The 23,946-nt window shown below is 69.7% G+C and carries 23 protein-coding genes and 1 pseudogene; 9 read left to right on the forward strand and 15 right to left on the reverse strand.

The genetic code is table 11. The annotated features are described in order from the left end of the window. The 4 genes from VGJ14_10045 to VGJ14_10060 form a co-directional block, all read right to left on the reverse strand. Nucleotides 1–185 (reverse strand): hypothetical protein (locus VGJ14_10045; GenBank protein HEY2832755.1); only part of this gene is annotated, 185 nt, incomplete at its 3' end. A 5-nt stretch (nt 186–190) separates the two neighbouring features. After that, nucleotides 191–1,327 (reverse strand): acyl-CoA dehydrogenase family protein, encoded by a 1,137-nt coding sequence (locus tag VGJ14_10050; GenBank protein ID HEY2832756.1) that lies wholly within the window; start codon nt 1,325–1,327, stop codon nt 191–193. Beyond that, nucleotides 1,324–2,532, reverse strand: a complete 1,209-nt coding sequence (locus tag VGJ14_10055; protein HEY2832757.1) for a thiolase family protein — start codon at nt 2,530–2,532, stop codon at nt 1,324–1,326. The genes VGJ14_10050 and VGJ14_10055 overlap by 4 nt, the downstream gene beginning before the upstream one ends. Continuing rightward, the gene (locus VGJ14_10060) at nt 2,529–2,948 is read right to left on the reverse strand and encodes an OB-fold domain-containing protein (protein HEY2832758.1); all 420 of its coding nucleotides are present in this window, start codon (nt 2,946–2,948) and stop codon (nt 2,529–2,531) included. The genes VGJ14_10055 and VGJ14_10060 overlap by 4 nt, the downstream gene beginning before the upstream one ends. 79 nt (nt 2,949–3,027) lie before the next feature. On the opposite strand from VGJ14_10060, the gene VGJ14_10065 reads away from it, so the two are divergent. Both VGJ14_10065 and VGJ14_10070 read left to right on the forward strand, forming a co-directional pair. Beyond that, nucleotides 3,028–3,864 (forward strand): MaoC/PaaZ C-terminal domain-containing protein, encoded by an 837-nt coding sequence (locus VGJ14_10065; GenBank protein ID HEY2832759.1) that lies wholly within the window; start codon nt 3,028–3,030, stop codon nt 3,862–3,864. 55 nt (nt 3,865–3,919) lie between these two features. After that, nucleotides 3,920–4,528 carry a hypothetical protein gene (locus VGJ14_10070; protein HEY2832760.1) on the forward strand — a complete coding sequence of 203 codons (609 nt, stop codon included), beginning with the start codon at nt 3,920–3,922 and terminating at the stop codon, nt 4,526–4,528. A gap of 15 nt (nt 4,529–4,543) precedes the next feature. Here the strand turns inward: VGJ14_10070 and VGJ14_10075 are convergent, their stop codons facing one another. Continuing rightward, a complete protein-coding gene (locus VGJ14_10075) occupies nt 4,544–5,839 on the reverse strand; it encodes a cytochrome P450 (GenBank protein ID HEY2832761.1) in 1,296 nt (431 codons plus the stop codon). Between the two features lie 78 nt (nt 5,840–5,917). On the opposite strand from VGJ14_10075, the pseudogene VGJ14_10080 reads away from it, so the two are divergent. From VGJ14_10080 to VGJ14_10090, 3 genes and pseudogenes are all read left to right on the forward strand, one after another. Further along, nucleotides 5,918–7,312, forward strand: a pseudogene (locus VGJ14_10080) (FAD-dependent oxidoreductase). Next, entirely contained in the window at nt 7,305–7,469 is a 165-nt protein-coding gene (locus VGJ14_10085) for a hypothetical protein (GenBank protein ID HEY2832762.1), read from the forward strand. Before VGJ14_10080 ends, VGJ14_10085 begins: the two are co-directional and overlap by 8 nt. Continuing rightward, nucleotides 7,466–8,947, forward strand: coding sequence for an AMP-binding protein (locus tag VGJ14_10090; protein ID HEY2832763.1), 1,482 nt, complete (start codon nt 7,466–7,468; stop codon nt 8,945–8,947). Before VGJ14_10085 ends, VGJ14_10090 begins: the two co-directional genes overlap by 4 nt. Here VGJ14_10090 and VGJ14_10095 read toward each other — a convergent pair. The 8 genes from VGJ14_10095 to VGJ14_10130 form a co-directional block, all read right to left on the reverse strand. Further along, nucleotides 8,939–9,676, reverse strand: a complete 738-nt coding sequence (locus VGJ14_10095; GenBank protein HEY2832764.1) for an SDR family oxidoreductase — start codon at nt 9,674–9,676, stop codon at nt 8,939–8,941. The two genes, VGJ14_10090 and VGJ14_10095, sit on opposite strands and share 9 nt — an antisense overlap. After that, nucleotides 9,673–10,368, reverse strand: coding sequence for an ABC transporter ATP-binding protein (locus VGJ14_10100; GenBank protein HEY2832765.1), 696 nt, complete (start codon nt 10,366–10,368; stop codon nt 9,673–9,675). Before VGJ14_10100 ends, VGJ14_10095 begins: the two co-directional genes overlap by 4 nt. Continuing rightward, the gene (locus VGJ14_10105) at nt 10,368–11,975 is read right to left on the reverse strand and encodes an ABC transporter substrate-binding protein (protein HEY2832766.1); all 1,608 of its coding nucleotides are present in this window, start codon (nt 11,973–11,975) and stop codon (nt 10,368–10,370) included. Before VGJ14_10105 ends, VGJ14_10100 begins: the two co-directional genes overlap by 1 nt. Then, on the reverse strand, nt 11,972–13,882 hold the full coding sequence (locus VGJ14_10110) for an ABC transporter permease (protein HEY2832767.1): 1,911 nt from the start codon (nt 13,880–13,882) through the stop codon (nt 11,972–11,974). Before VGJ14_10110 ends, VGJ14_10105 begins: the two co-directional genes overlap by 4 nt. After that, entirely contained in the window at nt 13,875–14,477 is a 603-nt protein-coding gene (locus VGJ14_10115; GenBank protein ID HEY2832768.1) for a hypothetical protein, read from the reverse strand. Before VGJ14_10115 ends, VGJ14_10110 begins: the two co-directional genes overlap by 8 nt. Beyond that, nucleotides 14,474–14,824 carry a hypothetical protein gene (locus VGJ14_10120; GenBank protein ID HEY2832769.1) on the reverse strand — a complete coding sequence of 117 codons (351 nt, stop codon included), beginning with the start codon at nt 14,822–14,824 and terminating at the stop codon, nt 14,474–14,476. The genes VGJ14_10115 and VGJ14_10120 overlap by 4 nt, the downstream gene beginning before the upstream one ends. 4 nt (nt 14,825–14,828) lie before the next feature. Then, nucleotides 14,829–16,196 carry a hypothetical protein gene (locus tag VGJ14_10125; GenBank protein ID HEY2832770.1) on the reverse strand — a complete coding sequence of 456 codons (1,368 nt, stop codon included), beginning with the start codon at nt 16,194–16,196 and terminating at the stop codon, nt 14,829–14,831. A 176-nt stretch (nt 16,197–16,372) separates the two neighbouring features. Next, entirely contained in the window at nt 16,373–17,317 is a 945-nt protein-coding gene (locus VGJ14_10130; protein ID HEY2832771.1) for a helix-turn-helix domain-containing protein, read from the reverse strand. 118 nt (nt 17,318–17,435) lie between these two features. Here VGJ14_10130 and VGJ14_10135 point away from each other — a divergent pair, with 118 nt between their 5' ends. Further along, complete coding sequence (locus VGJ14_10135; GenBank protein ID HEY2832772.1) at nt 17,436–20,174, forward strand: AAA family ATPase; 2,739 nt, start codon at nt 17,436–17,438, stop codon at nt 20,172–20,174. Between the two features lie 28 nt (nt 20,175–20,202). Here VGJ14_10135 and VGJ14_10140 read toward each other — a convergent pair whose 3' ends face one another. Together VGJ14_10140 and VGJ14_10145 are read right to left on the reverse strand one after the other, a co-directional pair. Further along, complete coding sequence (locus VGJ14_10140) at nt 20,203–20,919, reverse strand: SDR family oxidoreductase (protein HEY2832773.1); 717 nt, start codon at nt 20,917–20,919, stop codon at nt 20,203–20,205. 16 nt (nt 20,920–20,935) lie between these two features. Further along, the gene (locus tag VGJ14_10145; protein HEY2832774.1) at nt 20,936–21,886 is read right to left on the reverse strand and encodes a DUF4331 family protein; all 951 of its coding nucleotides are present in this window, start codon (nt 21,884–21,886) and stop codon (nt 20,936–20,938) included. Between the two features lie 159 nt (nt 21,887–22,045). On the opposite strand from VGJ14_10145, the gene VGJ14_10150 reads away from it, so the two are divergent. The 3 genes from VGJ14_10150 to VGJ14_10160 form a co-directional block, all read left to right on the forward strand. Beyond that, a complete protein-coding gene (locus tag VGJ14_10150; GenBank protein ID HEY2832775.1) occupies nt 22,046–22,672 on the forward strand; it encodes a muconolactone Delta-isomerase family protein in 627 nt (208 codons plus the stop codon). Continuing rightward, nucleotides 22,660–23,493, forward strand: coding sequence for an alpha/beta hydrolase (locus tag VGJ14_10155; protein ID HEY2832776.1), 834 nt, complete (start codon nt 22,660–22,662; stop codon nt 23,491–23,493). Before VGJ14_10150 ends, VGJ14_10155 begins: the two co-directional genes overlap by 13 nt. 183 nt (nt 23,494–23,676) lie before the next feature. Further along, nucleotides 23,677–23,946: alpha/beta hydrolase (locus VGJ14_10160; GenBank protein HEY2832777.1), on the forward strand; the 270-nt coding region annotated here is incomplete at its 3' end.

Consider the following 23,946-nt stretch of genomic DNA (forward strand, 5'->3'; position numbering starts at 1 on the left):
GTCAACCTCGCTCCCTGCAAGCGGAACAGCGTGCCCACCGCAACCGCGGGGTCGGCCGCCAACAACTCCGGCCAGCCGAACTCGGTCAGCGCGGCGGGCAGGTCGCCGGTCCGGGCCTCGACCAGGTCGGCGAGTGCCTCAGTGAGCAGCGCACGCTCCTCCATGTCCGCGGCGTCGGTGTCCATCGGCCCTACTCCCGCGGCAGTTTCAGGATTCGCCCGGCAATGATGTCGCGCTGGATCTCCGCGGCGCCACCGTAGATCGAGGCGGCGCGCGAATAGAGGAAGTCGTTGCGCCACGCGTCGGCCACCGGGCCGGGCTCGAGCAGCACCTGTCGCGGCAGGTAGTCCAGTGCGGTGTCGAACAGGAACTTCTCGGTGGTGGACATCAGCAGCTTGGCGAAGGACGGCGACGCGCCCAGATCCTCTCCGGCGGACAGCGCGCATACCGCGCGACGGGACAGCAGCCGCAGCGCGTGCAGCAGTTCGTAGGCCTCGCCGGCCACCGCGGCGGGCAGGTCGGGGGCCTCGCGCAGCAGGTCGCCGAGACGCACCCCCAACCAGGTCTGACGTTGCCAGGCCGCGGCGCCGCGTTCCGCGGCGAGGATCTGCATCGCCACCGCCCAGCCGCCGTCGGTGTCCCCGACCGTGCGGCTGCGCGGCACCCGGACGTCGTCGAAGTAGATCGAGCAGAACTCCGCGTCGTCGTTCATGCTCCTCAGCGTCCGCAAGTCAATGCCCGGCGTGTCCATGTCCAGCAACAGCGCGGTGATCCCGCGGTGCGTGGAGTCGCGGGCGCCGGTGCGGCCGAGCAGCAGGCAGCGGTCGGCGACCTGCGCCCAACTGGTCCATACCTTCTCCCCGTTCAGCACCCAGTCGTTCCCGTCGGCATGCATGCGCAGCTGCAGTGACGCGAGGTCAGATCCGGCGCCGGGCTCGGAGAATCCCTGACACCACACCTCGTCGCCGCGCAACAGCCGGGGCAGCACCTCGACGGCCAGCTCGGGCGCGTGGTCCATCACCACCGGCCCCAGCACCTCCTGGGTGCCGAAGGAGAACGGCGGCGGGTAGCCCGCCGCACACAGCTCCTCCACCACCACCGCGCGCAGCATCGCCGCGCCACCGAGCCCGCCGACACGTTCCGGCCAACCCAGCCGGATCCAACCGGCGTCGTAGAGCAACCGCTGCAGGCCGCGCAACGCGGTGAAGGTCGCCGCGACGTCCGGGCCGTGGTCGGTCAGCGACTTGAGTTCACCGCGGTGCTCGGCCAGCCACGCCCGGAACTGCTGCCGGGTCTGCTCGGGCGTGGTCGGCGCGGGAAAGGTCACGCCGGCCGGGCCTCGAGAATGTGCACGGCGCAGGCCGAGGCCAGACCGATGACGTGGGTGAGTCCGACCCGGGCCCCGGCGATCTGTCGGTCCCCGGCCTCCCCGCGCAGGTGGGTGGCCACCTCGTAAAGGTTCGCCACCCCGGTCGCGCCGATCGGGTGGCCCTTGGACAGCAGCCCACCGGAGACGTTGACCGGGGTACGGCCGTCCCGCCACGGCGCCCCGGAATCGATGAACTCCCCGGCCCCGCCCGGCTCACACAGCCGCAGGTTGTCGTAGTGGATGAGCTCGGCGGTGGCGAAACAGTCGTGCAGCTCCACCAGGTTCAGGTCCGCCGGGCCGATGCCGGCCTGCTCGTAGGCCTTGTCGGCCGCTTGTCGGGTCAACGTGTTCACGTCCGGCTGCACCTGTCCGCCGGCCACCCACGGGTCGGAGGTGAGCACCGAGGCGCTGATCTTCACCGCACGCCGCCGCACGTCCGGGTCCAGCGTGCGCAGCTTGGCGCCGGTGGTGAGCACCAGAGCTGACGCACCGTCACCGGTCGGGCAGCACATGGGCAGCGTGTTCGGCCAGGAGATGACGTCGGCGGCGAGGATCTCCTCCAGCGAGAATTCCTTACGGTACTGGGCCAACGGGTTCAGCGTGGAGTGTGCGTGGTTCTTCTGCGCGACCTTGGCGAACTGCTCGGCACTAACACCGTGGGCCAGCGCGTACTGGGTGCCGGCCTGCGCGAACACGCCGGGCATCAACCCGGTGCCGAGCACGCCCTCGGTCTTCACCACCGAGCCGTATCGGCCCTTGGGCGCGAACTCCTTCTTGGCCGGCTTGCTCTTGGCCGCGTTGCCGATCAGACCCATCTTGCCCATCTGCTCGACACCCACGGCCAGGGCGACGTCCGACTCCCCACCGAGCAGCGACAGCATGGCCACCCGCACCGCGGTGGCACCGGTGGCGCAGGCGTTGACCACGTTGTAGACAGGGATCCCGGTCTGCCCGATCTGCTTCTGCAGCCGTTGGCCGTTGTTCGAACTCGCCTCATAGACGTTGCCCATGGTCAGCACGCCGACCTTGCCCATGTCGGTGTCGGCGTCGCGCATCGCGGACGTGGCCGCATCAGCGGCGAGGTCGAGCAGATCCAGGTCGGCGAACCGACCGAACTTGGTCATGGCCGCGCCGATGATCCAGATGTCCTGATCCCCGGTCATGCCGCACCACCACTGTGTCCATTGAGTTGCATGGGCTCGAAGGCGAAGGCAACCGCTTCCACGCCGTCGTCGTCCGTGCCGGCCACAAACGTGGTCAGCCGCACCTTGGTCGAGGCGATCACCGCCGCGGGGTCGCTCATACCCAGCAGGTTGGCCTTCACCGACCCGCCGCCGTCCAGGTCCACCACCACCGAGGTGTACGGCGCGGGCAGGCCGGGGGCGGCGCGGTGCACCACGGTGAACGCGGTGATGGTGCCCTCGGTGCCCAGCGCACGCGACTCGAAATCGGTGTTGAAACACTTCGCACAGCCGTTGCGCCGGTCGAAGTACTCCGCCCCACACGCGGTGCAGACCCTGGCCACCAGGTGCGGCTCCGGCTCCAGCACCAGGTAGTCGACCGCCGGGATGCGAGACATCGGACTCCAAAAGCTCGATTCATCAATGGTCCAGGTGTAGACTATTTTCCAGATCCGCACAAGAGCCCGGGAGACCTGCGTGCCGCTCGATCCCGCTGCCGTCGGAACCGTCGGCGAAGCCCGTCCGATCCGTTGGTCGGGGCGCGATTGCGCGCTGTACGCGCTCGGCGTGGGCGCCGGCACCGATGAACTCGCCTTCACCACCGATAACACCCGCGACGTCGCGCAGCGCATGCTGCCGACCATGCCGGTGGTGCTCGGCACGGATCCCTCGGTGCTCAAGGCCGCCGGCAGCGTCGACTGGACCAAGCTGGCGCACGCCTCGCAGGCGGTCGAGCTGCTCGGCCCGCTCCCGGTAAAGGGCGCGGCCACCACGCGCACCCGGATCGCAGAGATGTGGGACAAGGGCACGGCGGCGCTGGTGGCGCTGGAGACCGAGGCCACGGATGAGACCGGGCGAGCGCTGTTCCGCACCCGCACGGCGCTGTTTATCGGCGGCGCCGGTGGCTGGGGCGGTGAGCGCGGTCCGTCTTCCGCCGACGAGCCGCCGCAGGGCAAGCCCGACGAGACCGTGACCTACGTGACCCGACCGGAGCAAGCGTTGCTGTATCGGCTCACCGGCGACCGCAACCCGCTGCACTCCGACCCGGCCTATGCGCAGCGCGCGGGCTTCGATCGGCCGATCCTGCACGGGTTGTGCACCTACGGCTTCGCCGGCCGCGCGGTGCTGCATGCCGCCGCTGGATCCGACCCGGACCGATTGACCGCGATGTCCGCGAGGTTCGCCGCCCCGGTCCACCCCGGCGACACCCTGCACATCGACCTGTGGGGCGTCGGTCCGGAGGTCCGGTTCGTCGCGCGCACCGACGCGGGCACCGTGGTGCTGTCCGACGGACGGGCCACCATCGGGCGCTGACCACGCGGCTACCATGCGCAGATTCGCCGACAACGTGATGAAGGACGGACCCGGCATGAGTGAACTGGCGATCCTGACGGCCGTGCGGATGAAAGGTCGGGTGGACACGGCGGGTGTCGCCGCTTGTGCCGGTGTCGAGGAGTCTGCGGCAGCCGACGCGTTGGCCGACCTGTTGGCGCGGGAGTTGGTCTCCGGTGGCCCGCAGTACCGGATCACCAAGGACGGCAAGGAGGCGCTGGCCGGCCTCGTTGCCAAGGAGCGCGACGGCATCGACCAGGCCGCGCTGTCCGCCGCGTACCACGACTTCGACCAGGTCAACTCCGCGCTGAAGGCCGCGATCACCGCCTGGCAGATCCGCGAGGACGGCACGCCGAACGACCACAGCGACCCGGACTACGACAGTCAGGTCTTCGACAAGATCCACCGCGTGCACCAGCAGTTCAGTCCCGTGCTGGACCGCACCATCGACACGGTGCCCCGGCTGGCGCAGTACCGGGTGCGGTTCTGCAACGCGCTGGACCGCATCGACGAGGGCGAATCCGCCTACGTCGCCCGCCCGATCCTGGACAGCTACCACACGGTGTGGTTCGAGTACCACGAGGAACTCATCGGGCTGCTCGGGCTGAGCCGCGCCGAAGAGGCCGCGGCCGGTCGCGCCGAATAGCCGTTGCGTCAGGGTTCAGCCCCGTGCGGTGAACTCCAGCGGCAACGCGGAGACGCCCCGCAGCACAAAGCTGCGGTGATAGGTCAACGCCTCCGGCGCGCAGGCCAACCGGATGTCGTCCAGCCGGGCCAGCAATAGTTCAGCGGCCACCCGCAGTTCCAACCGCGCAATGCTGGCGCCCAGGCAGAAGTGCTCGAAGCGGGCGAAGGTCAGATGTGGCGCGCGCTCGGCGTCCAGGTCGAGCGCGCCGGCATCGGTGAAAGCCTCCGGATCGCGGTTGGCCGAGCCGTACACCAGCCACAGCAAGGAGCCCGCGGGCACCTGGACATCGCCGATGGTGCTGTCCGCGGTGCTCACCCGGAACATGCCCTGCACCGGCGCCTCGATCCGCAGCATCTCCTCGACCAGCGGCTCCACCAGCGCCGGGTTCGCCCGCACGCGCTGCGCCAGCTCGGGGTCCCGGGCCAGGTGGAACATCAGCGTGGTGATGGCGTTGGTGGTGGTCTCGTTGCCCGCGACCAGGAACTGCACGAGCATCTGCAGGATCTCGTCCAGCGCCAGCGGCGCCTCGCCGTCCATCCGCGCGGCGACCAGGTCGGTGAGCAGGTCGTCCTGCGGGGTGTGTCGACGGCGCTCCACCTGCTCGGTGAAGTAGTCGTAGAAGGTGTCCACCTCGGCGAAAATCGTGGCGATCTCGTCCTTGGTCTGCCCCACCGCGCCGACCCCGGCGGTGAACGCGTTGGACCAGCGCTTGAACGTGGCCATCTCCGAGGGCGGCACGCCGAGCAGCACCGCGATCACCGTCATCGGCAGCTGGATGGAGAACTGGGAAACCAGTTCCACCGTGCCGTCGGCGAGAAATTCGTCGATGAGTTCACCGGTCACCCGGCGCACGTCGGGCTCCAGTTGCTTGACCCGCTTGGCGCTGAACGCGCCACTGACCAGGGTGCGCTGCCGCTTGTGCAGCGGCGGATCGGTGAACAACAGCACCGGTGACTCGGCGATGCGCAGCCGCCGTTCGGCCTGCCCGCGCAGGTCCGCTGGACTGTCCGGGTCGGCCAGAATCTCCTTGGCCAGCCCCGACACCGAACTGGGGCCGCTGGCCATCGCCGAGGAATAGGTGACCGGGTCGCGCAGCACCTCGATCACGTCGGCGTAGCGGGAGACCACCAACGCGTTGAGCCGTTCGTTGCGGGCCACCGGCGCCTCGCCGCGCAGCACGTCGTAGAGCGGGAACGGGCAGCGCAGCAACGCCGGGTCACCCTCGATCAACCGGCTCAGATCCGCTGGCGTGTAGGGACACTCGGCCACCCCCCGACACTAATCTGCCGGGTACCAAAAGGTCTAGCGCTCATATAAATTGCTCCCGTGACCGACGTCGACGTGCTGGTGCTGGGTTCGGGCGCGGCCGGCCTGGCCGCGGCGCTGTCCGCCCGCGAGTCCGGCGCCGACCGCGTGCTGATCAGCGAGGCGAGCGACGTCGTCGGGGGGTCCTCCCGGCTGTCCGGCGGCATCGTGATGGGTGGCGGCAGCGCGTTGCAGCGCGCGGCGGGCGTCGAGGACTCCGGCGCGGACATGTTCGCCGAATACATGCAGCTGCAGCGGTGGGACGTCGCGGCGGGACCGGTGCGCCGGTTCGCCGAACGCAGTGGGGCGACCATCGACTAGCTGGCCGGGCACGGGGTGCCGTTCTTCCAGCGGCTGATCTTCGGCGGGGACGAGCGCAAACCACGCTCGCACTGCGTGGACGGCGGTGGCCAGGCGCTGGTGGATGCGCTGCGCCGGGCCTGCGAGGCGGCCGGGGTGGACATCGCGTTGGGGCGCCGGGTGGATCGGCTGATCACCCGTCAGGATGGCGGCGTCGCGGTGCTCGGTGCCGCGGTGGCCGGTGACGAGTTGACCGCGGGTGCGGTGGTGGTGGCCACCGGCGGCTTCGGTGCCTCCCGGGCACTGCTCGAGCAGTTCTTCCCGTCCGCCTGGGATCCCCAGCGCACCTGGTATATCGGCCACGACGGCGCGCTGGGCGACGGATTCGCACTCGGCGCGCAGGTGGGCGCGCAGATCGCCGGGGTGGACCGCGGGCTGCGCACCCTGGGCCCCGGCCGCACGTTCATCAACGAGGCGTTCCTACCCGGCTGGACCGTGCTGCTGGACGGCACCGGTCGTCGATTCGCCGACGAGACCGCGCCCTACGGGATCCTCGACGGACTGGTGCGCACCCGCGGCAACCGGGCGATTGTGCTGCTCGACGAGGCCTGCCTGCACCCGCCCGCGGCGCTGCTGACGCGGTACACCGATTGCTACAAGCAGGTCTGGCCCAACCATCCGCCGTTCCGGCCCCGGCACTACCGTCCGGACCTGATGGAAACTCTGCTGGCCGATGGCCGGGCGCACGCCGCGGACGACCCGGCCAAGCTCGCCGAGGCAATCGGTCTCGATCCGGGCGTGCTCATCGGCGAAGTCCAGCGGTACAACGCGAACGCCGACGCCGGCCACGACGCCGACTTCGGCAAGAAGGCGGACTTCCTGCTGCCGCTGCGCACTCCCCCGTTGTACGCGGTGCCGGTGCGCCCGGTGACGGTAAACGTCACGGGTGCCGGGCTGCGGGTGGACGATCGGGCCCGGGTACTCGGCACCGACGGGCGGCCGGTGGCCGGGTTGTTCGCGGCCGGCGAGTGTGTGGGTGGACTGCTCGGCCCGGTGTACATGGGCAGCGGCAATTCCCTGGGCCTGGCCGTGGGCATGGGCCGCATCGCCGGCGAGGAGGCGGTCGCTCATGCATGAGCAACCGCAGATGACCGTCACCTGCGCGTTGGGCAGCACCGCCGGCTGCGTCACCAAACTCGCCGAATTCCGCGCCGCCGGCGCGGACGAGGTGGTCACCTACGGCAGCACCCCCGGCCAGAACGCCGGCCTGCTCGCTGCCTGGCGGGCCCGATGACCTTCGCCGCACTGCACGCCGCACAGCGCCCCGACGAGATCGCGTTGCGTGGCCCCGACATGGATCTGACGTGGGGTCAGGTCGACGCCTGGCTGCGCCGGGCGGTGACCACGCTGCTGCGACTGGACCTCGGGCCGGCCCGGCGGGTGGCCATCGTCGCGGAGAACAGTGGGGCCACCCTGCTCACCTACGTGGCGGCCACCCTGGCCGGCGTCTCCGCAGTGGCCACGAACTTCCACCTGGAGCCCGCGGAGCTGGCGTTCGTACTACGCGACTCCGGCGCGGCTGTGCTGCTCACCGACCCGGCCACCGCGGACCGGGCCCGCGCGGGCGCCGAGCGGGCCGGGGTGACCCCGGTGATCGAGGACCTGGGCGTCACCGGGGACGACCCCGAACCGCCCACCGATCACCCGCCGCTGCCCACTCTGGTCTACACCTCCGGCAGCACCGGGCGACCCAAGGGCGTGCGGTTGCCACCGACCAGTTGGGTCGGCGGGGCGGACATCGTCGAACACGTGCAGAAGCTGTCCGGCAGCACCACGATCCCGCACGGCCGGCATCTGGTGTCCGGGCCGATGTATCACGCCGGACCGTTGGCGGGCACCCGGTTGTTCCTCGGCGGTGCGGCCACCACCGTGCTGCACCGCTTCGACGCCCACGCATGGTTGACGGCCGTGCAACGCGACCACATCGGTTCCACGATCATGGTGCCCACCCACTTCCAACGCCTGCTGGCGCTGCCCGCCGCGGAGCGCGCGCGTTACGACACCTCCAGCCTGCGGTTCGTGTTGCAGGTCGGTGCGAAGTGCCCGATCGAGGTGAAGCGGGCGATGATCGACTGGCTGGGCGAGGTGCACTGGGAGAGCTACGGCGCCAGCGAGGTCGGCACCACCTGCCTGATCGGCACCGCGGAATGGCTGCAGCGGCCCGGCTCGGTGGGCCGGGCCATCCCACCGTTCGAGGCGTTCGTGCTCGACGAGGACGGTCGACCGGTGCCGCCCGGCACCCGCGGCCGGCTGTACTTCCGTGACACCTCCGGGTACGGCATGCGCTACCTGCACGGGGGCGTCGACGACCCGTTCGCCGGACCGGGCGAGTTCACCCTCGGCGAGATCGGGGTGATGGACGAGGCGGGCTACGTGTGGATCACCGATCGGTTCGCGGATCTGGTGGTCACCGGCGGGGTGAACATCTACCCGGCCGAGGCCGAGGCCGTGCTGGCCGCGCACCCGGCGGTCAACGAGGTCGTGTGCATCGGCGTGCCGCACCCCGACCTCGGCGAGCAACTGCTCGCCCTGGTCGGGCCCGCCGACCCGGCCACGCCGCCCGACCCCGACGAGCTACTCGCCCACTGCCGCGCGAACCTCACGCTCTATAAGTGCCCGCGCGAGCTGACCGTCGTGGAATCGCTGGCCCGTACCCCGGTCGGCAAGATCGACAAGCGCACCATCCGCGCGCCCTACTGGGCGTCAGCCTGATTGAGCCGCCTGGAAGAACGGCACGGTGGCGATGGTCAGCCCGCCGTCCACCGGGATCACCTGACCGGTCACATACGCCGCGGCCGGTGAGGCCAGCCAGCAGATCACCGCGGCCACGTCCGCTGCCTGCCCGGAGCGGCCCAACGGGATCAGCGCGTTGGTGCGGGCCTCGCGGGCCGGGTCGGTCTGCCGGTCGGCGGTCATCTCGGTACTGATCCGACCCGGCGCCACCGCGTTGACCCGGATCCCGCGCGGCGCCAGCTCCAGCGCGGCGGCCTGCGTGTAGGACACCACCGCGGCCTTGCTCATCGAGTACACCCCGGTGCCCGGCACCGGCATGAAGGCCGACATCGACGCCAGGTTCACCACCGCGCCACCGGCCCCGGCCAAGGCCTCGGTGCAGGCCCGGGTCATCAGCACCGGACCGAGCACATTCACGTCCATCACCGTGCGGTAGTCCGCGATGCTCATCTCGGCGAGCGTCCCGCCGCGCACGATGCCCGCGTTGTTCACCAAAACGTCCAGCGTGGACAGCCCGGCGGCGCAGGCGCCGACCGAATCCGGATCGGTCACGTCCAAGGTCACGGCCTTGGCGCCGATGGACGCCGCGGCCTCGGCGGCGACATCGCCGTTCACGTCACCGATGATGACCTCGTGACCCGCCGCGACCAATGCCCGCGCGGTGGCCAGCCCGATGCCGCGCGCGGCCCCGGTGACCAACGCGGTCACTGCGCCACTCCGACGTATTCCGCGGCGATGGCGTCCGCGTCGACCTCGGAAACCTCACCGGCGAAGGAAATCCGGCCCCGGTTGAGCAGATACACGTAGTCCGCGGCCTGCAACGCGCGGGCCACGTACTGCTCGACCAGCAGCAGGCTGGAACCTTCCGCGGCCAACCGCTCCAAGAACTCGAAGATCTCATCGACGATCTTCGGGGCCAGGCCCATGCTTACCTCGTCGAGCAGCACGAAGCGGGGCTGCTGCACGTAGGTGCGGGCCAACGCGAGCATCTGCTGCTCGCCACCGCTCATCGTCCCGGCGACCTGGGACAGTCGCTCGCCCAGCCGCGGGAAGGCGGACACCGCGCGGGCGATGGACTCCTTCTCGCTGCCCGGCTTGCTCTGCAGCACCAGGTTGTCCCGCACCGTCAGATTCGGGAACACCCCTCGGCCCTCGGGCACATGACACAGCCCGCGGGCGCACAGGTCGTGCGGCGGCAGGCCGAGCACCGACTCCCCGTCGAGCCGGATGTCCCCGCCGGTGGGCCGGATCAGTCCGGACGCGGCACGCAGCAGCGTGGTTTTCCCGGCCCCGTTCGGTCCGAGCAGCGCGACGATGGAGCGCGGTGGCACCACCAGGTCCACCCCGCGCAGCACCTGGGTGCCGCCGTAGCCGGCGTCAACGCCGCGCAGTTCGAACATCAGCGATCCTTGGTGGCGGCCAGGTCAGGGGCCGGCACGGCCGCATCGGCGGGCGCGACCCCGGCTATCTTCGCCGAGCTGCCGTAGCAGACCGGCTTGCTGCCCTTGGGCGCAGAGAAGCCCTGGGCGTCCAGCTTCAGCGGGTAGTAGCAGTCATCGACCACCGCGTGGTCGCCCTTGACGAAGGTCGCGCCCGGCGTGAGCCCGCCGAGCTTCTCGCTCTTCAACTGCCACAGGCCGTCGAGCACCATCGCCGTGGTCACATTGCCGGCCCGGGCCTTGGCCGCCTCCTTGGCAAGTGCGGCCTCGAACAACTTCCCGGAGGCCCAACCCAGCAGGGTTTGTTGGTCCTCCGGGTTGCTCGGCGCGTAAAGCTTCATCGCCGCGTGGAAGGCCTGGATCGCCGCGGAGTCGTTGGTGGTGTAGGGCACCACGCCGCTGCCCAGGAAGGTGTTGTTGTGGCGCAGCCCTTGGTCGGCGGCAGCCTGCGCGGACACCGCGATGGCACCGGTGGCGATGATCGGGTAGTAGTTCAGCGAGGCGCAGGAGCGGGCGGCGCGAATGGAGGCGGAGCCGTCCAGGCCGAAGAAGATGAGGTTGACCTTGGACGCCTTCATCTGCTGACACTCGGAGGTGAAGTCCGGCTGGGTGAGCGACACCGCCAGCGAGGGACCCAACTCAACCTTGGCCCGCTGCACGCTCTTCGGGAAGTTGTTCTTCAGCCCGGTGCAGATCGAGGCCTCGACGCAGTAGAAGATGCCCGCCTTGGGGGTGCCCTTGACCAAGGCCGCAGCCTCCACCACCGCTCCGTCGTAGGAGGTCAACGGCGCGCCACCGGTCGGGAACAGGTACGGGCTCTGTGTCCAGTCGACCGCGGTGATGTCGCCACCGACGACCGGGACCTTGTCCCGTTCGGCGGCCGAACGCAGGGCCGCGATGGCGATCGGCACGCCACCGCCGACCATGGCGATGCCGCCCTTGTCGTGGATGATCGTGTTCCAGTTCGAGGCGACCTTGGCCGGGTCGGACCCGTCGTCGAGTTGGGTGAGCTGGATCGGGTGGCACTGGACGCCGCCGCGGGCGTTCACGTCGCGAACCCAGACGGCCAGCCCGGTGCGCAACCCGGAGATGGCCGCGCCGACCAGGCCCGAGGAGGCCAGCGTCTGCCCGATGACGATCGGCGAGAGCGTGGCGGTGCACGCGGTGGACGCGCCTGCCGCGGTGGTGGTGGCGCCGGCGGTGCCGCCCTTGGCGGTCGCGCCGTTCGTGGTGGCGGCCGGTGCCCCGGTGGCGGTGGTGGTGGTGCCCGCGGCGGGCGCGGCACCGCCGGCCGAGGCCGCTGGTGCGCCCGGTCCGGTGCCGAGGGTTGATGGTCCGGCCACCGCCGGTGCCTGCCCGGCGACCTTGGCCGCGGCGGCATCGGCGGCGGCCTGGACCAGAGACTTGTTCTCATCAGCCGCGGCCGGGCCGTAGCCGTTGCCCGCCGCGACCACCCGATCGTGGTTGACTCGGTTGCCGCCGCACCCGGTGACCAATGCAAGGGACAGCGCAGCGACCGCCGCCACCGTCATCCGCGTGCGCCGACGGCGCCACCCGTTGTTGTTCACCACGAACCTCCTCGAGCGGGCCGCCCCGGCAGCGGTAGGGCCATCCGGCGCCCGGCCGGCCCCGTGGCCCGGCCGGAATGCCGATGAGCGCCGCGGGCCAGCGCAACGGTCAGCGCGCCCTGCGACGCGGCGGCGGCGAGAATCGCCCCGGCCCCGAAGCCGAGCTGGAGTACCTGGTCGGCCCGCGACCCGGTGAAGTACAGCGGCACCACGTAGAGCAGGCCCGGTGCCAGGAAGGCGGCGGTGATGGTCCGGGTGCCCGCGATCGCCAACACGGCAAGGGCAACCAGGGACTGCACGTAGTTGAACGCGTCCTGGGTGACGCCACCGAACAGCGAGGCATACAGCCCGCCGGAGACGCCGGCGATGAAGCCGGACAGGGTGAACACCAGCACCCGGGAGACGTTCACCGCGGTGCCCAACGTGGTCAGCGCGGTCGGCGAATCCGCCATGGCGCGCAGCAACCGGCCCAGCCGGGTGCGCTCCACCAACAGCACGATGCCCACCGCCACCAACGCGAAGGCCAGCAGCAGGTAGTAGTAGCGCTTGTCCGACTCGAAGCCGCCCGGTCGGCGGGTGAGCAATTGCCCGCCACCGAACATGTAGTCCTTGCTGTACGCGAACTGCGCCAACACGATGCCGAAGCCCAACGTGGCCAGCGCCAGGTACAGCCCGGACAGGCGGATCGCGGGCACCGAGACGATCAGGCCCAACGGCAGACACCACAGGCCGCCGATGAGCACGGCCAGCACCCACGGAGCGCCGTTGTTCGCGGCGTGACCGAACCCGGCCGCACCCACGGCGGCAAAACCGAAGTGGCACAGGGAAATCTGGCCCGAAGTACGCACCAACAGGTGCAGCGAGGCGAACAGCAGCACCTGGGTCATCGCGACGTTGTAGCCGGGCAGCTTGGAGCCGACCAGGTGCGGCAGCGCGATCAGCACGGCGAGCAGTACCACGAACGCCACCGCGCGGCCGCGGACGTCCAGCAGCGGCGCGGGGCGCGGCCGGGCACGCACTACCCGGCCGACCTCGACCAGCTTGCGCCGCGGGATCACCAACAGCCCGATGAACAGCACCAGGAACGGCACCGCGAGGTGGATGCCCTGCAGTTGGTGGGTGTGCCCGGTGGCCTTGCTCGTCACCGCCTGCAGCACGCCCACCGCCAGACCGCCGACGAAGCTCATCGGCAGGTTGGTGAACCGGGCGATCACCGCGGCGCCGAAGGCCTGCACCACCAGCAGCGAGAGCACGTTGATGTCCAGCTGCGACTGGGTCTGCGCGAACAGGATCCCGGACACCGCGGCGAAGCAGGAGCCGATCACCCAGGACGCGCGGCGCACCCGGGTGGGCGCGGTGCCCGACATGGACAGCAGCTGCGGGTCGTCGACCACGCCGCGCATCGCGGTGCCCAGCCGAGAGAAACGGAAGAACAGGAACAGGGCGACGGCGGCGACGGTGCCCACGCCGAAGGTGACCAGGTCATCGACGGTCACCGAGGCACCGGAAACGGTGAACGCCTGCTTCTGGGACAGGAACGGGTCGAAGACCAGACCGGTGTCACCGAAGCCCAGGCCGAGGATGGCCCGGATGGCGACCAGCAAACCGACCGTGCCAACGATGCGGTAGGCGGTGGACACCGGGGCCAGCACGACGGCGAGGCGTTCCAGGATCAACCCGGCCAGAGGTGCCATCACGAACACGACGATGAGGAATGTCCAGCCCCAGGGGATGCCCTGACGCTGCCTCAGGCCGTAGAAGACGTAGGCCGCACCGGCGCACACCGCGCCGTGGGCGATGTTGAACACGCCGGAGGTCTTGTAGGTGAGCACCAAGCCCATGGCGGTGAGGCCGTAGATGGAGCCGGTGATGATGCCGAAGATGACGAACGGGATGTAGCTACTCATGCCTCTGCCTCGCAAGCTCGGCAGAGTCATGAGGCACGGTCATGCTGTGCTCATTCGTTCGCTCGCTGCGCTCGCTCACCGCGGCACACACCCCGCACCGCGGACGGTCGTCGCCGACCGGCAACGGGACCGCGTTCTTTCCGCGCAGCAGTAGGCAGTCGGGGTGGTGCGCGCGGGTCATGCCGGCTGCGCTGACCAGGATGAGCACCTCACCGGTCGGCGCATCGATGCGCGCGGGGGCGAGCTCCGGACTCAGCAGGCGCTGTTGGCGGCGCAGGTCGCGGAAACCGCGGCGCACCTCACGCATCCCGACCAGGATCCACAGCACCCCGCCGAGCACGACGGCCCCGGCGCCCAGGCAGGCACCGACCAGCCAGGAGATCTGGTCCCGCCAGACGACCTTGTCCGACAGCGCCACCCAACAGATGGCCATCACGACGACGCCGACGGCCGCGAGGATGCCCGGCACGATGCCGTAGCTCGCCCGCCACGGGCTGGGGTCGGTCAGGTAACGACCGGTCGGCCGGGGTCGGACCGGCGGAGCCTCCGCCTCACGCGGGGGCGCGGTGCGCCCGGCTGCGGCGACTGTGGTCACCCGTCAATGCCTCGTCCTGCGGCCACCCGGCGGGAGACCTCGGCGTCGATGTAGGCGTGCAGCTCGCTGCGTCGCTCCTCCTGCTCCCGGCGCATCGTGTCGCCCTGGGCGGCCAGCTCGCGCCACTCATCACGCAGGTCGGCGGAGATCCACAGCACCGCGGCCGCGGCCAACAGCACCACGCCGGTCAGCCCGCCGGAGACCAAGTACGGGATCTGCTCGGCGATGTACTCGGTGCCGGACGTACCCACGTAGCCGACGATCAGCAGGACGATGCCGGCAACGGCGCAGGCGATGGCACCGGCGCGGTCCCACTGCACCCGCAAGTACTTGATCAGTTCGCCCATGGCCCTACCGACCTCCCACCACGCGCACACCGATCGTCAGCAGCGCCCCGAGCAGGCCCATCCCGGCGATCGCCAGATACGGCCCGTCCAGGCCGTGACCGACCTTGATGCCGGCCACGCTCACTGCGGGCTCGGCCACGATCAGCCCGCGGGTGGGCGGGGCACCGGTGCTCGGCACGCTCACGCCGGGCGCCGGCACGCCGGCCGGCGCGAGCGCCGCGGGCACGTCCGGGGCGATGCCCGACGTCGGCGGCGGGCCGCCGCCGGGTGCACCGACCACCCCGCCGACCGGCGTGGCCGGTTCCGGGGTGAGGTCGACGTTGGCCACCGAGTACGCGGTGGTCTGGGTGAGCTTGGTGGCGCCGTTGTAATAGCCGTTCTGCGGCGGCGCGGCGAAGGTGTATTCGACGATGTAGGCGCCGGAGATCAGCCCGTCCTTGATCTGCTGCGGGGCCTGGAAGCGGATGGTGACCCCGGCGTTCTTGAACGCGGCCAACGCGGCGTCGGTCGGGATCTGGTAGGTCTGCTTCTGGCCACCCTCCACCTGAGTGATCGTGAAGTAGCCGTCCTGAATGCCGATGTCCGGGTCGTGGAAGGTCTGCCCGCCCCCCGGATAGGGATAGACCGGCACCGGAACCGGCGGCTGGTTGGGCACGCCGGGGATCGGCACCGGCACCGGGATCTGGCTGGGTGAGGTCTTCGGCATCTCGAAGGACAGGCCGGGCACCGAAATGCGCCCGATGGAGCTGCTCGAGGTCCGGGTGAGCTTGCCGGCCGCGGTGGCGGCCACGCTGACCACCGAGCGCACGTCGGACAACGTCACATAGGGGCCGACCGCCACGGTGTCCGCGAAGGTATTGGCGACCGCGCTGACCCCACCGTCCCGGTCCTCGGTGACGCTGGCCGCGGAGGTGGCGCCGGAGCCCGCCTGGCCCGCGGTGGAGGAGGCCCGGGTGATGTAGTCACCGCTCTCCGCGTGCAGCACCACGCCCGGGTAGGACACGGTCTGCGGGTCCGAGCCCGCGGTGGTGGCGGCGATGAAGGGGTAGGGCGGCACCGGGAAGTTGAACAGGGCGCCGCCGGTGCCGGGCAGGCCGGGCACGGTGTCGCCCGCGTAGGGCAGCTGGGCGCTGGCATCGCGCAGGTCGAGGCTGGTCTGGCGCACCTCGGCCTGCGGGCCGCCACCCTCGATGTCGATACCCGTGGGGATCGAGGGATTGCTGATGGTCTGAGTGAACGTCTCGGTGCGGGCAACGGCGGCGTAGCTGGCGTCCGCTCGCGCGCTCGACGCGGGCAGCACGACCCAGCCCGCCGCGCCGACGACAAGGACGCCGAGCGCGACGCCGGACCGACGCGGGTGGGGACGCTTCATGACACTCCGGGACGGAAAAGGTCAAGTCCTCAATATTTGTATCAGAGACTTAATTCGTTTGGAAGGGCACAATTCGACCCACCGCCGAGCGGCGTCAGGATGTGCCCGACTCAACCCGAAAACCACCGGTTTGACGAGATGTTGAACCCAGCCAGTCCGTGGGCGTCGTGCTCAGGTCAAGAGCCCGGGCGTGCCGCACGGCGTTCCAACGCCCGCAGGGTCTCAGCGTTGGCGTAACCGACGCGGGTGGCTATGGCCTCGCTGCTGAGGTCACTCGTCCGACGCAGATGGGCGGCGCGTTCCAGCCGCAGCCGGTGCACGATGTCCAGTGGACTCATGGCGAGCACCTCGCGCGTGCGTCGTTCCAAGGTGCGCCGGCTCGTGCCGATCGCGTGCGTGGCAATACCCACGTCGAACGGCTCCGCCAAGTGCTTGCGGACGAACCGCTCGAAGGCGAGCACGAGCGGATCGTCGTGTTGGAGATGGTCGTAGACCACGTACGCCGACTGCGACGGCCGCTCATCGATGAGCAATAGGCGGGCGACGTGGCGGGTGAGCTCCGGGCTGATGGAACGCAGGATCGCCAGCCCGAGGTCGATGTGGGCGAAGGCGGCGCCGGCGGTGAGCATCGGGCCGTCGGCAACAACCATCCGTTCCAGGTCCAGGGACACCTCCGGGTAACGCGCGCGGAAGGTGGGGGTGAGGAACCAGGTGGTGGTGGCGAGCCGACCGTCGAGGTGGCCGGCCTCCGCGAGCGGGAACACACCGGTGCAGGCGGCCGCCAGCCGAGTGCGGTGTGGGTCGAGCGATCTCAACGTCCGGACCAGCGCCCGGGTGTCGCGCTGTTCCAGGGCCGCTTCGGTGGCCGCTCCGGTGAAGGTGCCGAGGGTGGCGACCACGACGACGTCGAGATCGTCGAGTTCACGCAAGGTGCGGGTGGTGGGGATCAGCATGCCGCTCGACGCTGTCGCCCGCCGGCGCAGCCCGGCGATCGACAGCTCGATGGGCGGGATGGCGGAGTCGACCGAGTCCCGGACGGCCTCGGCGGTGCCGATGATGTCGACCAGCGAGGCGACCGCGGAGCCCAAACAACCGTCGAGTGCGACCAATCCGATGCGCATGGCGCAAATGATAGTGAACCGGGCGCATACGCCACTAGCTGGGCGCGCCGCCCGGCTAATATCGTGACACGCGAGGCCGGCGCACGGGGCGAGCGGCCGAACGAAGGACGGTCGGGCCTTGCTGTTCGGCAGGCGGAGCGAGTGCGTGACCCTCGACGGGTTGATCGCGGGTGCGCGCGCCGGGCAGAGCCAGGTGCTCGTCGTGCGCGGCGAGGCCGGCATCGGGAAGACCTCGTTGCTCGATTACCTCGAGTCGAGCGCTGCTGGTTGCCGCATTGCACGGTCGGCCGGCGCTGAAGCCGAGATGGAACTCGCCTACGCCGGGCTGCATCAGATCTGCGGTCCGTTCCTGGATCGACTCGAGCGTCTGCCCGATCCGCAACGCATCGCGCTCAGCGCTGCGTTCGGGCTGATCCGCAGCGAGGCGCCGGATCGATTCCTGGTCGGCCTTGCGGTGCTGGATCTGTTGGCGGACCGGGCCGAGGAGCGGCCGCTGATCTGCCTCATCGACGATGCGCAATGGCTCGATCGGGCCTCCGCGCAGACCCTTGCCTTCGTGGCACGCCGGCTGGTCGCGGAGCGGATCGTTCTGGTTGCCGCGATCCGGGAGCCGAGCGAGGAAGGCGACTTCCGCGGCCTGCCGGAGCTCACGGTCACCGGCCTCGGTGAGGTGGACGCGGGTCAGCTGTTGGACTCGGTGGTCATGCGGCCCATGGATGCCCGGGTACGGGATCGGATCATCGCCGAGACCCGGGGCAACCCACTTGCTCTGCTCGAGCTGCCACGGGCCTGGACGACGGCCGAGCTGGCCGATGGCTTCGAGCGGTCGGAGGAGTTGAGCAGCCGCATCGAGGAGGGCTTCATCCGGCGGCTGACCACGCTGCCGCAGGACACTCAGCGCCTGCTCGTCACAGCGGCCGCGGAGCCGCTCGGCGACGCAACGCTGCTGTGGCGGGCGGCCGCGGTGCTGGGGCTCGGGCCCAACGCCGGCGATGCGGCCGAGGCGGCCGGGTTGATCCAGTTCGGCGCCCGGGTTCGCTTCCGGCATCCGTTGGTGCGTGCGGCGGCCTACCGCAGCGCATCCACGCAACTGCGCCAGGACGTACACCGGGCGTTGGCCGAGGTGACCGATGCCGGCGTCGACCCCGACCGACGCGCGTGGCATCTCGCGCACGCCACGCAGTCGCCGGACGAGGAGATCGCTGCTGCGCTGGAGCAGTCGGCGGCGCGAGCACAATCCCGCGGTGGTTTGCTGGCCGCCGCCGCTCTGCTGGAACGGGCGGCACGCCTCACGCCCGACCCCACGCGGCGCGCTGACCGCGAGCTTGCCGCGGCCTGGCGCAAGCGCGGTGGTGGTGCCCTCGATGCCGCTCTCACGCTCCTCGCTGCGATCGAGGCGGGCCCGGCCGATGAGTTGCGGGCTGCCGAGGTGAAGCACCTGCGGGGACAGATTGCCTTCGATCAGCGGCGCGCGACAGACGCCGTGGGACTACTTGTCGACGCCGCCCAGCAACTCGAGCCGCTCGATGGCGACCTGGCCCGGGAGGCGTATCTGGAGGCTCTCGGCGCCGCGATCTTCTCCAGCACGACACAGGAGGAGGCAAGCGTGGTCGCGAAGGCCGCGCGGGCTGCAGCCCCGACCGAGGGGCAGCTGCGGATCACCGACCTGATGCTCGACGCGTTGGCCACGCGAATCGTGGAGGGCCACGCTGCGGCGGTGCCGTCCCTCGCCCGGGTGTTGGAGAAAGTGCGCAGTGTCGACTACCGCATCGAGAATGTCGGCAAGCTGATCTGGCTGGGCCGCAACCCCTTCGCCGGATACCTCGCCACCGATCTGTGGGATTTCGAGGCAGGGCGGATGCTGGCCGAGATGCAGGTGCAGCGCGCCCGGGACACCGGCGCGCTCGTCCAATTGCAATTTGCGGTCAACATCCTCGCGGTCCACGAGTTGCTGGCCGGGCAGTTGCCCGATGCCGCCGCGCTGGTCGAGGAGGACCGCATGGTCTCCGAGTTCACCGGCAATCCGCCGGTCGGCTATGCCGCGACGCTCCTCGCTGCGTTGCGTGGCACTGACGAGGCGGCGTCGCGGCTGATCGCTTCGGCGCGAGACGAAGCATCGGCATTGGGCGAGGGACGGATCGTCACGTTCGCCGGCTACGCCAGTGCCCTGTTGAACAACGGCCTCGGCCGGTACGACATCGCGGTGCAGGCCGCGCGCGAGGTCTTCGACCGTGATGTCGTGGGCGGGTACCAGATGATGGTGGTCTCCGAGCTTGCCGAGGCGGCCTCGCGTACGGGCGACACCGAGCTGGTGGTGGCGGCTCTGCAGCGGATGTCGGAGCGGGCTCGTGCGGCGCCCACCGAGTGGGCGTTGGGGATGGAAGCCAGACTCCGCGCGATGTTGAGTGGGGAGAAGGCAGGCGCGTCGTTCCGCGAGTCGATCCAGCGCCTGGACCGCGCGGGCCTGCGCATGGAGGTGGCCCGGGGTCACCTCCTCCACGGCGAGTGGCTGCGGCGCACCGGCGAACGGATCAAGGCACGCGCGCAGCTGCGCACCGCCCACGATCTGTTGCTTGCCATGGGGGCGGCGGCCTTCGCCGAACGCGCTCGGCGGGAACTGGTCATGCTGGGCGAGAAGGGACTGCAACGCAGCGTCGAGACCACCGAAGAGCTGACCGTGCAGGAGTTCCACATTGCGCGCTTCGCCCGTGACGGCCTGTCGAATGCCGAGATCGGCGCTCGCCTCTTCATCAGTCCGCGGACCGTTGAGTGGCACCTCGGGAAGGTTTTCACCAAGCTCGGCATCTCCTCGCGCAGACAGCTCCGAAAGGCGGTCCTAGATTTCGCGCCCGACTAGGGCGTGTCTGGGAGACATGCCCCAGCCCTCAGTGACCGGCGCTCTGGCCGCCGTCGATGTGCAGGATCTCGCCGGTGACGAACGAGGCGTTCTCCAGGTAGAGCACACCTTCCACGATGTCGCTGATGGTGCCCATCCGGCCCAGGGGGTGCATCCCGGCCAGGCCCTCGTAGGTTTCCGGCGCGTGCATCGGGGTCTGGATGATGCCGGGCGCAACGGCGTTGACCCGCACGCCCCGCTTGGCGAATTCGATGGCCAGCGACTTGGTCGCCGACTGCAGGCCGCCCTTGGTGAGCGAGGCCAGGACCGAGGGCACGTTGCTGTTCGCGTGGTCGACCAGGCTGGTCGTCACCTGCACCACGTGGCCGCCCTCGTTCTGGCGCAGCATCTGCGCGATGGCCAACTGCGTGGTGGCGAAAAAGCCGGTGAGGTTGACCCCGATCAGTGCCTGGTAGTCCTCGACGGTGTAGTCGGTGAACGGCTTGGCGACGAAGATGCCCGCGTTGTTCACCAGGGTGTCGACGCGGCCGAACTCGCGCACGGCGGTGTCGATCACGTTGCGGGCCACGGCCGGATCGGCGATGTCGCCGGCGACAGTGACCACGAGGGCGTCATCGGAGGCGGCGATCGAGCGGGAGTTGGCGACGACGGCCCAACCCTGCTTGCGATAGGCCTGCACGAGCGCGGCGCCGATGCCCTGCGATGCGCCGGTGATGACGGCGACTTTCTGGTTGACGGTGGTCACGATGTGGGTCTCGCTTTCAGTTGTTCGGCACGCCGAGGAAGGGGAACTCCGACTGGAGGTCGGCGTGCGGTGTGACGCCGCTGAAGCTGAACTTTCCGTTGGTCAGGTAGGCGGTCCGGGCGGCGAAGACGTCATCGGTCGGGACCCGGCCGTTGGGGTAGGTGGACGGAAGCCTGCAGTCGTAGTTGAGGATGTCGGGAAGCAGGGTTAGCGCCGCCCCGCGCGCCGCGTCCGGCGGGTAGCCGTGTTCTTGCAACAGCTCAGACAACGGCTCCCAGTAGAGCTTCACATCGTCGGCCGGGTGACCGGCGTTGAAGTCATTCTTCTGCTCGTCGGCGATGACGATCGGGTTCATCGACGGATGCCCGTCCCGCTCCACCTGCACGAGTTTGCCGTCGCGGCGCACGCTCACCGTGGCCCATACCCCGAACACCGGGCCGGCGCCCAGCATGTGGTTGGGCACCTCCAGCGCGATGCTCAGCACGTTCTTGCCCGCGAAGGTGTCCTCACCGGTCCACTGGAAGCCGTGGAAAAAGCCTTCGGCGTCGGCAAAGAATGGGTCGCTGCGCACTCCGAAGAACAACCGACAACGGGCCGAGCTGACGGGCTGCGCCGTTGCGTCGAACCCGACCGGCGTGGACTCGATGAGCACCTCACCGGTCGGCTCAGGCTGTCGGGCCTGCTCGCCGGTTGCGTAGTAGGCGGTCGCGGTCTGCTTGCCATCGACCGGCTGGGAGAACACGAAGCTGAACGCCACCTCGGCGTGCTCGTCGGCGTCGTTGTCGATGTGAATGCGGTAGACCGCATCCGGGTGGAACTCCGAGCCGGTCATGAACGGATTGGCGTCGATGATCAGCACGGTCCGGTCCGGGTTGTCCGGCGCGGAGAAGACAAACAGGTCGGTGAGGTCGAGACGTGCGTCGTCCTCGGGGAATTTGAGGGCCGCGGCGCTGAAGTGATTCGACATGAGATGAAGCCTCGCGCCGCAACTGCGCCGGGCGCGCCAGGGGAATGCCCGGGCCGATGCCGGGTCAAGCACGGGTTGCGGTCGTGGCGAAGGGGACCAGGTACCAACCCGTGTATTCCCCTGGCGCGCGGCGCGCTGCGAAACAGAAGTATCGGCCGCATGGAGTTTCTGGTCACGATGGCGACGCTGGTACCGGACGGAACAACGGACGAGGTGGTTGCGGAGATCCGTGTCCGCGAGGCCGCCCGCTCGCGTGAGCTTGCCGCGCAGGGTTACCTGTTGCGGCTGTGGCGACCCCCGCTGCAGCCAGGTGAATGGCGCACGATCGGGCTGTTCGCGGCCGCCGATGAGGTGAAGCTCGAGGACGTGCTCGCGTCGATGCCATTGCGGATCTGGCGCCGCGACGAGGTGGTTGCGCTCGGCACCCATCCCAACGACCCGGCACCGACCGCAGCGGCGAGTGCCCCGGAGTTCCTGACCACCTTCACCGTGACGATCCCCGACGACGCAGATCCGCAAGAGGTGGCCGACATCAAGGCCGGCGAAGCCGATCGGACGCGCGAGCTGGCTGCGCAGGGACACCTCGTCCGCCTGTGGATGCTGCCGCCCACGCCGGGAAGCCGGCACGCCCTTGGCCTGTGGCGAGCCGACAACGAGAAGCAACTGGCAGCGATCCTCTCCTCGCTGCCCATGGACAAGTGGATGACCACAGGCACCACGCCACTCACCGAGCACCCGAATGACCCGGCCATCAATCCCGACAGGAGATCCTCATGCCACGCGTGACCGTCGGCACCGAGAACAGTGCGGCCATCGACATCCACTACGAGGACCACGGTTCCGGGCAACCGGTGGTGTTGATCCACGGATACCCGCTCAACGGCGCATCGTGGGAGAAGCAGGAGCGGGTCTTGCTGCACGCCGGCTACCGCGTCATCACCTACGACCGCCGCGGCTTCGGCAAGTCCAGCCAGCCGAGCGTGGGTTACGACTACGACACGTTCGCCGCCGACCTCCATGCCCTGCTCCAGCACCTCGATCTCAGCGATGTCGTGCTGGTCGGCTTCTCGATGGGCACCGGCGAGGTGGCTCGTTATCTCAGCAACTACGGCTCGGCACGCGTGGCGAAGGCGGTGCTTCTGGGGGCGATCCCGCCGTTCCTGCTCAAGACCGGTGACAACCCCGAAGGCGTCGACGGGTCGGTGTTCGACGAGATCAAGGCGGCGGTCGTGCGTGACCGGCCCGCATATTTCAAGGCCTTCCTGGACAACTTCTACAACGTCGACGTCCTCGGCGGCACCCAGATCAGCGAGCAGGCCTGGCAGAACAGCTTCACCGTCGCCATCGGCGCCTCCGCCTACGCGGCGCATGCCTGTGTGGACACCTGGCTGACCGACTTCCGCGATGACGTGGCGAAGATCGACGTGCCGACGTTGTTGATCCACGGCAACGCGGACCGGATCCTGCCCTACACCGCGACCGCGGCCAGGCTGCCCGGCCTGGTCAAAGACCTGGAGTTCGTCACGGTGGAAGGCGGTCCGCACAACATCGCCTGGACCCACCCGGACGAGGTGAACGGTGCGCTGCTGGCCTTTATTGCCAGGTAGGGGCGAATGGCGCAAACGATAGTGAACCGGGCGCATACGCCACTGGCTCGTCCTCCCTCACGGCCCCTACGGTCAACCGTATGGCTATCGACTTCACGACTCGAATCATGGCCTGAGTAGGCGTCACTATCCGTGGGAGTTCAGATGCGTTCCAAGAGTGTGACCGCACTAACCTGCGCCGCCGTGGCAGGCGTTCTCGCAATTCCGGCGTCCGCGCAGGGGGCCGCCCGATCCACCTCGACCAGCGCGGCCGACACCGCTGTGATGTCGATCCCGGTGTCGTTCCCGGTCGAGAACACCAACAACACCAGTGTCGCCTGCACGAGTGACGGCAAGGACTACACGATCCGCGGGCACATCGTGGCGACCCGGGCGGCGTTGGCCCACCCGGACGCGGCGACCCTCTACCTGCATGCCGTGACCCAGGGCGAGTTCTACTGGAACTTCAAGGGC

It is taken from the genome of Sporichthyaceae bacterium (assembly GCA_036493475.1).
In the GTDB taxonomy this organism is placed as follows: domain Bacteria; phylum Actinomycetota; class Actinomycetes; order Sporichthyales; family Sporichthyaceae; genus DASQPJ01.